Origin of the sequence: Labrys sedimenti (assembly GCF_034424805.1) — a bacterium.
GTDB lineage: Bacteria > Pseudomonadota > Alphaproteobacteria > Rhizobiales > Labraceae > Labrys > Labrys sedimenti.
On record NZ_JAXOUF010000026.1, the window covers coordinates 61,141 to 70,064 of the forward strand.

Below are 8,924 nucleotides of genomic sequence, written 5' to 3' on the forward strand. Positions count from 1 at the left end.
CCAGCTATGCCGGCTCCTCGGCGGATCTTCTCCTTGCCGGTCAGCTCCGGGAATGGCGAAGCTGTCAGTTGCCCTCGTCGTACAGCGTGGTGGTCGTCTCGACGCCTTCCTCATGCAGGCCCGCACGGACGACCGCAGCGGCCGCAAGCTCCCGTGCCTTGCACCGGATTGCGGCTTCGTCGACGCCCTGGACCTTGCCGTCGGCATAAACCGCCCTGCCGTCGACCCATGTCTGGCTGATCGATGCGGTCGATGCCGAGAATACCAGCGCCTGCAACGGATCATGGAAGGGTGTCCACTCGACATGATCGAGGTCGAACAGGATGAAGTCGGCCTTCTTGCCGACTTCCAGCGAGCCGATCTCGTCGTCCCACATCAAGGCCCGCGCTCCCTCGATGGTCGCGGCGCGCAGTGCCTGGCGAGCGGTGAAGATGTCGGGCTTGAGACGAGCATCCTTGAACATGCCGGCGACGACCAGCATCTGGCGCATCAGGTTCATATTGCCGGCTGCCGAAACACCATCCGTGCCAAGCCCGACCTTGACGCCGGCCTTGACCATTTCGGGATATTTGCCGATTGCGGTCGCGCCCTTGCCCAGTTTGAAGGAAGAGCATGGGCAGAATGCCACGCTGGCACCGCGTTCGGCCAGGAGGCGGACTTCCTCGTCCGAAACCGCGGCACCGTGGGCAATCACCAGATTGCTACGGATCCCTCCGGCGCGGTCGATGCGCGTGATCGGCCAGCAGCCATATTTGCTCTCGCAAACCTTGGCCTCTTCGATCGAGGTCGCCAAATGATAGGTGGTGCCGACACCAAGCCTTTCGGCAAGCGCCACGGCGCCGACATGGAGCTCAAGGCTGCACGGCTCCTTGCCCTCGATATTGACCCAGCAGCGCGCGCGTCCGCCGAGTGTATTGTTGTAGCGCCTGACACAGTCCTCGAGGACGTTCAGCGCCGTGGCGGCATCCGGGAAGAAATGATGATCGGCCATCTGCTTGGTCCAGCCGCGCGGCAGCTCGGCCGGCGGATTATCCGCGGCGTGGCGCCCGGTGATGCCGCGAATGCCGGTCTTGTCCATGGCGCGGATGACGATGCCGGGGTCATTTTGGGATCCCATGTCGAGGAAGCAAGTGGTACCGCAGCGCAGCATCTCGGTGATGCCGAGCAGCGCGCCCCAATATTCGTCCTCCTCGGTGACATGGGCATAGAAGGGCTTGGCCCAATGGAAAACCCAGGCGCGCGTGTTGAGGTTGTCCGGAAAAACCGCGCGAGACAATGTCTCAGACAGATGTACATGGCTATCGACAAAACCCGGGCACATCCCCAGCATTGCACCGTCGATCACCTTGTCGAAGCTCTTGCCCTGCTGACGCCTGGCGACATCCGCGGCCGAACCGATATCGGCGACACGGTCGTCCTCGATCACCACGCTGGCGTTGCGCAACACCGTGTCATCGCGGTCGACGGTGAAGGCAAAGTTCAAATTTTCAATCAATGTCCGCATTCGGCTTCACCCAGATCCCGGTCCGCACCTTCTCTTCATTGCTTGCGGTCAGGCGACGGCCCTGACCTTGTCGTGCTTTGCCGTGCCGCAGACGATGAGCTTGTCGGTGTCGGCAACGTCAGACAAAAGCTCCGAGCCCGTCGCGGTAACCAGAAGCATGTCCTTGTTCTGCATCCCGAACCCATGACCGGTGTCGTAGCAGAGCGGTTCGAAGCCGAGCACCATGTTCTCTTCGAGCGGCGCGTCGCTACCCGGCTTGCCGAGGATCGGCGTCAGGCCGAGATAGGGATCCTCGTGCAGATGCAGGCCGATGCCATGGCCGACGAAGGAGATCGGCGGCAGATCGAGTTTCGCCAGCTTGGCGATGAAAGCGTCATAGATCGCGCGGCAGTTCGCGCCCGGCTTCACCTTTGCCATGATCTCATATTTGCATTCGATCAGGTGGGCCCAGATCTTGTCGGCCATGGGCGGTGCCTGGCCAACGATGGCCGTGCGGCACACGCCGGCCTGGTAGCCGTTGATGACCGAAAAGATCTCGACACGGCAGACATCGCCCTGCTTGAGAACGCGGTCGGATGGGCCGACATTGGGCAGCACACTGCGCTCACCGGTGGCAACGATCAACAGTTTGAAGTGCTCGGCGCCGAGCGAATAGACATTGCGGGTCAGATGTCCGGCGATATCCATCTCCGTATCGCCGGCATCGACCGCTGCGAGCGCATCGGTGATCGCCTGATCGGCGATACGCGACAATCTACGCAAGAGTGCAATCTCGTCCGCGGTTTTGATCTGGCGCAGGCGAGCGAGGATGGCCTCGGCCGGCTCGAAGCGAACACCGGGCATGGCGGCAACGAGGCGGGCGAAATCGCCGGCCGGCAGATAATCCATCTCCAGCCCGATGCGCGCCTTGGCAAGGCCCAGCTCGGCGAGTTGTCCGGCGAGCACCGCCATCGGGTCGTCTGAAAATTCGGCCCAGATGCGCGAAGCCACCTCGGGCAAGCGACGCTTGATCGTGGAAGCCTCCATATCGACCCCGAAGACGGCAGTGCGGCCATCGGCGGTGACGATGGCCATAGCGTGGCGGTGCCGGATCAGTGGCTGTGACGGCACCACAAATCCCGCCAGATACGCGAAATTCTCAGGCGAGCACGAGATGATGGCATCGAGCCCATGCTCCGCCATTGCCTTGACCTGCTTTGCAACGATTTCTGCCCGCATGATTGTTCCTCTCTCCGCGGCTGGATATGCGCTCTCAGTTCCGGACGCGGTATTTCTCGATTTTCGACATATCGACCTCGATGCCCATGCCGGGGCCGGAGGGCACGACGATCGCGCCCTCGACCAGTTGCATCGGCTCGACGAGAAGGTCGTCCTTGTAATAGATACCGCCGACCTGCCCGTGCTGGGCTTCGGCGGGCGTCGACACCGGGATGACGCAGGATAGCGTCACCGCCGGCGAGGCGGCCGCCAATTGAACATTGGCGAGATTGCCGATGCCGGTCTCGATCGAACCGTTGACGTTGCAGACGATGCCGGCAGCCCTGCATACAGCACCGACTTCCATCGCCTTGTAGAGACCGCCGGCCTTGGTGGTGTAGATCGAGACGATCTGGATGCCGCCATGCTGGATGATCTGGATGGCATCATGGGCATTCCAGGCCGATTCATCCGCCATGACGGGCGCATCGATGCGACGGCCGACCTCCGCGATGCGCTCGATGCCCATCACCGGTTGCTCGACATATTTGAGCCGGTTCTTTTCCATCCCGCGCACGGTCTGCACCGCCTCGCCCGGTGTCTTGTAGCCCTCATTGGCATCGACACAGATCTCGACCGCGTCTCCGGCAACCTCACGGATGGCATCCACCATGGCGATATCACGGGCCGGGTCGACACCGATCTTGACCTTGATGGTCTTGATACCTTCCCCGACCAGCTTCGCCACCTCGCCGCGGGCTTCCTCGATCGAGATCAGGCCGATCGAATGGGTCACGGGCACGTGGCTGCGCGCCTTGCCGCCGAGCAGCGTGTGGACGGGAACGTCGAGCCAGCGCCCGGTCAGGTCATAGGCTGCAAACTCGACGGCCGCTTTCGAATAGGGATAGCCGCGAATGATCGCATCCATGCGGGCATGCAGCTCGGCGAAATTGCCGAGCTCCAGCCCGATCACCGCCGGAGCAAGGTATGTATCGATGACGGCGCGTGTGATCAGCGCCGACTCGCCGAAATACCGGCCAAACTCCCCGCCCCAATCCTTGAGCGCAGGAGCCTCGCCCCAGCCGACGCGACCGTCGCTATCGGTCATCCTGACGACGACATAGCGACCGATGACTTCAGTCAGGCCTGCCCATTTGTGCTCCCGTCGCGTCGGCAGCTGGACCACCAGCGTTTCGATAGACTTGATCGTCGGCACGGCTTCCCACCTTATTCTTGTCAACGCGAAAGCATGGCGTTAATTTCGCGATCTGTATGTGTGATCACACATTATGATCATGATACCGAACCGTCAAGCGGAATGAACCGCTGAGGTCGCGGAACGAGGCACAGCCGATGCAAGGAGGGGAAAATGATCGTTGAAACGACCAACTATTATGCCAAGGAAGGCCAGGCTGGCGCGGTTTTGGAGCAGCGCCGCAAGGCGAGCGCCATCCGCTGCACCTTGGGGCTTGATCCCGGGCGTATACTGGTCAAGCGCGAAGGCGACGGACCCGACGTTCGCTGGGATTGCGGCTTCGCGTCCAGGCAGGCCTATGAGGCCGACAGAGCCGTAAGAGCCGGCTCGCAAGCGTTCGAAGCGGCGCGCCACCACATGCACAGCCTGGTGCTGCGCTTCGAAAGGCATGTCTACGAGCTCGACAGCGACCGCTAGGCGCCGGAAGCATGGTCAAGAGCTTCGTGCTGGATAAAACCAATTCGGGCTCTGGGGAGAAAAAGATCGAGGGTGAGATCCCGCGGTGTATCGCGCGCAGAATACCGTCCTCCCCCTCGCCGGCTGCCATGTTCTCCAAGCCGATCACCCGAAAAGGGCTCATGCTTTCAAACGCACCGCCTCCATGCACAAATGGAGCGGAAGCGAGCCGGAGCGGTCCTCGCCCAGATCGGAGTATTGACAGCGACCCTTGAACTGCGCCCGCGAGACGGCGACAAAACCAACCGCCAAGCTGAACGCCACGGTGGCAAACATTCTATACGGGTTGAGGTAGGTCGACGAGGATCGTCCCTTGAGATGGCAGATGCGCCAGCGAGGTTGATAGTCGGACTGGCCGTTACTGCTCTGCCCGCGCCCGATGCAGTTCCTCAATCTCATCGCTATGTATTTCCAAGCGATCCAATTCCATGCGGATATAGATATACACACGGCGCTCCATCGTGAACTCTCCTCGCTCCCAGCGGATGGCGCTGTCCGGCCTGTCGAAAAGCCTGCCATCAGAATACGCGAACATCGTTTCCAGATCGGACCGGTAAAGCCCTGCCATCCGTTCGTGCACGCAGGTCTTCAAGCACCATTGACCTTGCTCCTTCTCAGCCTGGCGCCAAAGACTACGCGGCACGGGCCGGGGGCCGCCTGAACCATCTTGAACTCGTCAAGCTTGTGAAAGGTATCACTTAACACGCAGATGCAGCCGCTTAAATTGTAGACCCTAAACGCAAAAACCGCCCTGATGTTCAAATCAGGACGGTAATTGATTTATGACAGAATTGGTTGCGGGGGAGCGCAACTAAGGTATACGCCATGGCACGCTACAGTGCTGGAAACCGCGATTTCCCGCGAGGCATTACGATGTAGGTGATTGATGGAAGCGCCCACGTCAAAGTTAGCTTTGGATGGCGACATTGGTGAATATCTCACTTGTATGCCAAAGCTCTTCGGCCGCATCCGGATCGATCGCATAGGCTTCAACGCCGGTCAGGCGATTGGCCCGATCTTCGCTGCCCAGATTGACGGCATCGCCCTCCGGCAGCACGGGCGTGATGTCGGAATCGGCGCAGTACACACCACCTTTGCCGTCAAGCTGCGGACTAACCGCGCACCAGACATGGGTCGCCGCACCCTGTGGCACTGATTTCAGGTCGCGACTAAGATCGAGGATCGGCCGATCATTCTGGTCGACGAACCCGGTCTTTTTCAACATTTCCACACCGACGTGCGTACCGAGATTTGTTCCCGCGATTCCGCCGGGATGAAGCGCGAACGCGCGGATGCCCTCTCCCTTGCCTCGCCGGTCGAGGGCGACCGCGAAGAGGATGTTGGCCGTCTTCGACTGACCATAGGCCTTGAAAGGCTCATAGTCGCGGCGCTGGAAATTAATGTCCTCGAACACCACCCGAGAAAAACGATGCCCGGCCGACGACACCGACACGACGCGCGCGCCGCCAGCCCGCTGAAGCGCCGGCCACAGCCGCAGGGTCAGTCGAAAATGACCAAGATGGTTGGTTGAAAACTGGAGCTCATTGCCATGCGCATCCCGCTTCAGCTCCGGGAGCGCCATGATCCCGGCATTGTTGATGAGCATGTGGAGCGCAAGACCCGATTCAACGAAGTCGCGTGCGAAATCATCGATGGAGCGAGGATCGGTGAGGTCCACCGATTGTACCTCCATGCCACCGCCAACTTTGGCGATGGCCTCTCGCGCACGCTCGACGTCACGTGCCGGCACGATGATCCGCGCGCCTGCTGAGGCGAGGGTGCGCGCTGTTTCAAGCCCGAGACCTGAGTAACCGCCCGTGACGATCGCCACCTTGCCGACGAGGTCGACACCCTTAATGACGTCAATGGTCGTGGAAGCGCGGCTAAATCCTGAACGGATCGGTGCCTGTGCTGTGTTCATTGCAGTATCTCCGTTTTCGTGGAGATGGAATAGTCGACTGGAGCGGAACGCTGAATGCTTGTTGGTTCATAAAATATGAGCGATCGTTCATCTTCAGCGGGCTATGGCAGCGAACGCCCGATCCGACGTTCCGTGAAGCGCATAGATGACATACGGCGCGGCGCCGTATGAATGGGTTGACCTCAGTGATTAGGGGTGCTGACCAATCCCATCCGCTGCGAGTTGGATGGCAGCCTGAGCAGAAGGCAAGTCCTTGAGCGTTAGTTAGGCCGAGAGGCGCGATGCTGAGGGCACCGTTAGTCCGTCCACGGTCGTACCCGGAAAGCCGATCATCGGCGCTAGTGTTTTGTTATTCTCAGCCGGGAAATTCAGTTTCGGCTTGGAGGTATCATCAAGCTTCTTGATCTGCTCGGGCGACAAATTGAGGTCGAGGGAGTTGAGGTTTGCCAGGAGTTGATCGACACGCCTGGCGCCCACGAGCGTAGAACTCACACCCGCCCTCGAGCGAACCCAGGCCAGCGCGACCGACGCCGAGCTCACTCCCAGCTCCGATGCGACGGCCGCGACCGCTTCGATAATGTCGTAATCGGTTTCGCTCGGAAGGCCCACCAAGTTGGTACGCTTCGTATCGACGTTCTCGCTGCAGCCCCGCTTGAACTTGCCGGTCAGGAACCCACTCTTCAGCGGCGACCAGGGCATGAGGCCCATTCCTAACGCCTGGGCCATTGGGAAAAGCTCACCTTCGCTGGTCCGTTCCAGCAACGAGTATTCGAGCTGCAGCGCGATGATCGGCGCCCACCCCCGGAAATAGGCGATAGTTTGTGCTTCAGCAGTCTTCCAGGCGGGGGTATCAGAGAAGCCGACATATCGGATTTTACCCGCCGTAACGAGATCATCGAGGCCTCGCAAAGTCTCTTCGACAGGAGCTGTCTGATCCCAGTTGTGTAGCCAGTAAATATCGATGAAGTCAGTCTGGAGCCGCTTCAGCGACGCTTCGCACTGTTGCAAGAGCGCCTTGCGCCCAGCACCGCCGCCGTTCGGGTCCCCGGGAAACAGGCTGCAGTAGAACTTCGTACTAAGCACGATCCCATCACGGCGAACATTTCCTTGCTGTAGATAATCTCCGATGATCTTCTCGGAATGGCCGCCTGTGTATATATTTGCTGTGTCGACGAAGTTCCCGCCGCGCTCAAGATACGCGGACAGCATCGCATGCGAGTTCTCTTCGCTCGCACCCCAGCCGAAGTCTTCCCCGAATGTCATGGCGCCAAGGCACAGCGGGCTTACGCGTAAGCCAGAACGGCCGAGCGTGATGAAGTGATCAAGGGGCATGTGGGACTCCTTTTTCCGCGAGGTTTGCGACTTTATGGAGCGCCCATCTGGAATGATGAATGCTTGATCGTGCAATGTTTATGCGAGATAGTACAGCGATGCACACTGACCCGCTCTCAGATGTCCTCGATCTCGCCGACGCTCGATGCGTTCTCACCGGCTCACTTGCTGCGGGGGGTGATTGGGCGCGCAAATTCCACCGTTCGGATGCGGTGAAGTTTCTCGCCGTCGTGAGAGGAATGTGCTGGTTGTGGACCGGAGTTGGCTCAGCGGCCCCGGTGCGGCTCGAGGCAGGTGACATCGTAATCACGAATGCGGCGCCAGGGGTCACCCTGGCAAGCGCCACGCAATGGCTTACGAACGCGGGTTCTGCTCCGCTCGAACGGGATCCAGAGGGCAACTTGCGCATTGGGGAAGGCTCCGATTTCCAGATGATCGGCGGGCTGCTGGAGGTTGATGAGCAACGTTGCGGCTTCTTGCGAGAAGGTCTCCCTCCTTTGGTTCATGTTACTGGTCAGAGAGGAGAGGCCGCGAAGCTGCGCTGGCTCCTTACGGAATTGGCCGAGGAGACGCAGCGCAAGCGCGCTGGTTCAACAACCGCGATCACGCACTTAGCAAAGTTGCTATTCGTCGAAGCTCTGCGGCTCCACATCGCGTCGACCAAATCAGAAGGATCCGGTTGGCTCACCGCACTCGACGACAGACGCATCTCGATCGCGCTACGAGGAATCCACGCGAAACCATCGCATGCATGGAATCTAGAGGAGTTGGCGAAGCTGACCGGAATGTCGCGCACATCGTTCGCGGTGCACTTTCGCGACGTCGTTGGTGTCCCGCCTTTGACCTATGTACTCAATTGGCGGATGCGCCTGGCGGAAAGAGAATTAGGCGAGACGGATCGTTCCGTCGCCAATATTGCCTGGTCCCTAGGATATCGCTCCGAAAGTGCATTCAGCAATGCGTTCAGCCGCGCGACCGGTGTCTCGCCAGGTCGCTTCCGAAAGGAGGCGATGCAGACCTATACGGAGCGCCGCCGTCGCAAGGTGGACCGCCGCGCGGTAGAAGCAGAATAGCCCCGAAGGCCGATCTTGGAGCATTTGCGAATTGTGCTCATCGATTTCAAGCTTCAAACGCAAAACGCCACCGGGGCGATTAGACCCAGATGGCGAGCGACTTATGACAGACTTGGTTGCGGGGGCAGGATTTGAACCTGCGGCCTTCAGGTTATGAGCCTGACGAGCTACCGGGCTGCTCCACCC

8 protein-coding genes are annotated in these 8,924 nt (G+C 60.1%); 2 read left to right on the forward strand and 6 right to left on the reverse strand.

Annotated features, from left to right (window positions below; all coding sequences use genetic code 11):
* Positions 1 to 64: 64 nt before the first annotated feature.
* Genes U1R88_RS32355 through U1R88_RS32365 form a run of 3 tightly spaced genes read right to left on the reverse strand, consistent with a single transcriptional unit; the run spans position 65 to position 3,917 of the window.
* Positions 65 to 1,504 carry an amidohydrolase family protein gene (locus tag U1R88_RS32355; RefSeq protein WP_322435011.1) on the reverse strand — a complete coding sequence of 480 codons (1,440 nt, stop codon included), beginning with the start codon at positions 1,502 to 1,504 and terminating at the stop codon, positions 65 to 67.
* Positions 1,505 to 1,552: 48 nt separating this feature from the next.
* Complete coding sequence (locus tag U1R88_RS32360) at positions 1,553 to 2,722, reverse strand: M24 family metallopeptidase (protein ID WP_322435012.1); 1,170 nt, start codon at positions 2,720 to 2,722, stop codon at positions 1,553 to 1,555.
* Between the two features lie 34 nt (positions 2,723 to 2,756).
* Positions 2,757 to 3,917, reverse strand: a complete 1,161-nt coding sequence (locus tag U1R88_RS32365; protein ID WP_322435013.1) for a mandelate racemase/muconate lactonizing enzyme family protein — start codon at positions 3,915 to 3,917, stop codon at positions 2,757 to 2,759.
* A 153-nt stretch (positions 3,918 to 4,070) separates the two neighbouring features.
* On the opposite strand from U1R88_RS32365, the gene U1R88_RS32370 reads away from it, so the two are divergent.
* A complete protein-coding gene (locus U1R88_RS32370; RefSeq protein ID WP_322435014.1) occupies positions 4,071 to 4,373 on the forward strand; it encodes a hypothetical protein in 303 nt (100 codons plus the stop codon).
* Between the two features lie 397 nt (positions 4,374 to 4,770).
* Here the strand turns inward: U1R88_RS32370 and U1R88_RS32375 are convergent, their stop codons facing one another.
* The 3 genes from U1R88_RS32375 to U1R88_RS32385 form a co-directional block, all read right to left on the reverse strand.
* A complete protein-coding gene (locus U1R88_RS32375; protein ID WP_322435015.1) occupies positions 4,771 to 5,004 on the reverse strand; it encodes a hypothetical protein in 234 nt (77 codons plus the stop codon).
* 315 nt (positions 5,005 to 5,319) lie between these two features.
* Entirely contained in the window at positions 5,320 to 6,333 is a 1,014-nt protein-coding gene (locus U1R88_RS32380) for an SDR family NAD(P)-dependent oxidoreductase (RefSeq protein WP_322435016.1), read from the reverse strand.
* A gap of 264 nt (positions 6,334 to 6,597) precedes the next feature.
* Positions 6,598 to 7,665, reverse strand: a complete 1,068-nt coding sequence (locus tag U1R88_RS32385; protein WP_322435017.1) for an aldo/keto reductase — start codon at positions 7,663 to 7,665, stop codon at positions 6,598 to 6,600.
* A gap of 59 nt (positions 7,666 to 7,724) precedes the next feature.
* Between U1R88_RS32385 and U1R88_RS32390 the strand changes: the two genes are divergently transcribed.
* Entirely contained in the window at positions 7,725 to 8,738 is a 1,014-nt protein-coding gene (locus tag U1R88_RS32390; protein WP_322435018.1) for an AraC family transcriptional regulator, read from the forward strand.
* The last annotated feature ends 186 nt before the right edge of the window (positions 8,739 to 8,924 follow it).

Excerpts from the sequence above, each read along its gene's own strand:
- U1R88_RS32355 (WP_322435011.1), bottom strand. The coding sequence starts at position 1,504 with ATGCGGACATTGATTGAAAATTTGAACTTTGCCTTCACCGTCGACCGC.
- U1R88_RS32360 (WP_322435012.1), bottom strand. The coding sequence starts at position 2,722 with ATGCGGGCAGAAATCGTTGCAAAGCAGGTCAAGGCAATGGCGGAGCAT.
- U1R88_RS32370 (WP_322435014.1), top strand. The coding sequence starts at position 4,071 with ATGATCGTTGAAACGACCAACTATTATGCCAAGGAAGGCCAGGCTGGC.
- U1R88_RS32380 (WP_322435016.1), bottom strand. The coding sequence starts at position 6,333 with ATGAACACAGCACAGGCACCGATCCGTTCAGGATTTAGCCGCGCTTCC.
- U1R88_RS32385 (WP_322435017.1), bottom strand. The coding sequence starts at position 7,665 with ATGCCCCTTGATCACTTCATCACGCTCGGCCGTTCTGGCTTACGCGTA.
- U1R88_RS32390 (WP_322435018.1), top strand. The coding sequence starts at position 7,725 with ATGCTTGATCGTGCAATGTTTATGCGAGATAGTACAGCGATGCACACT.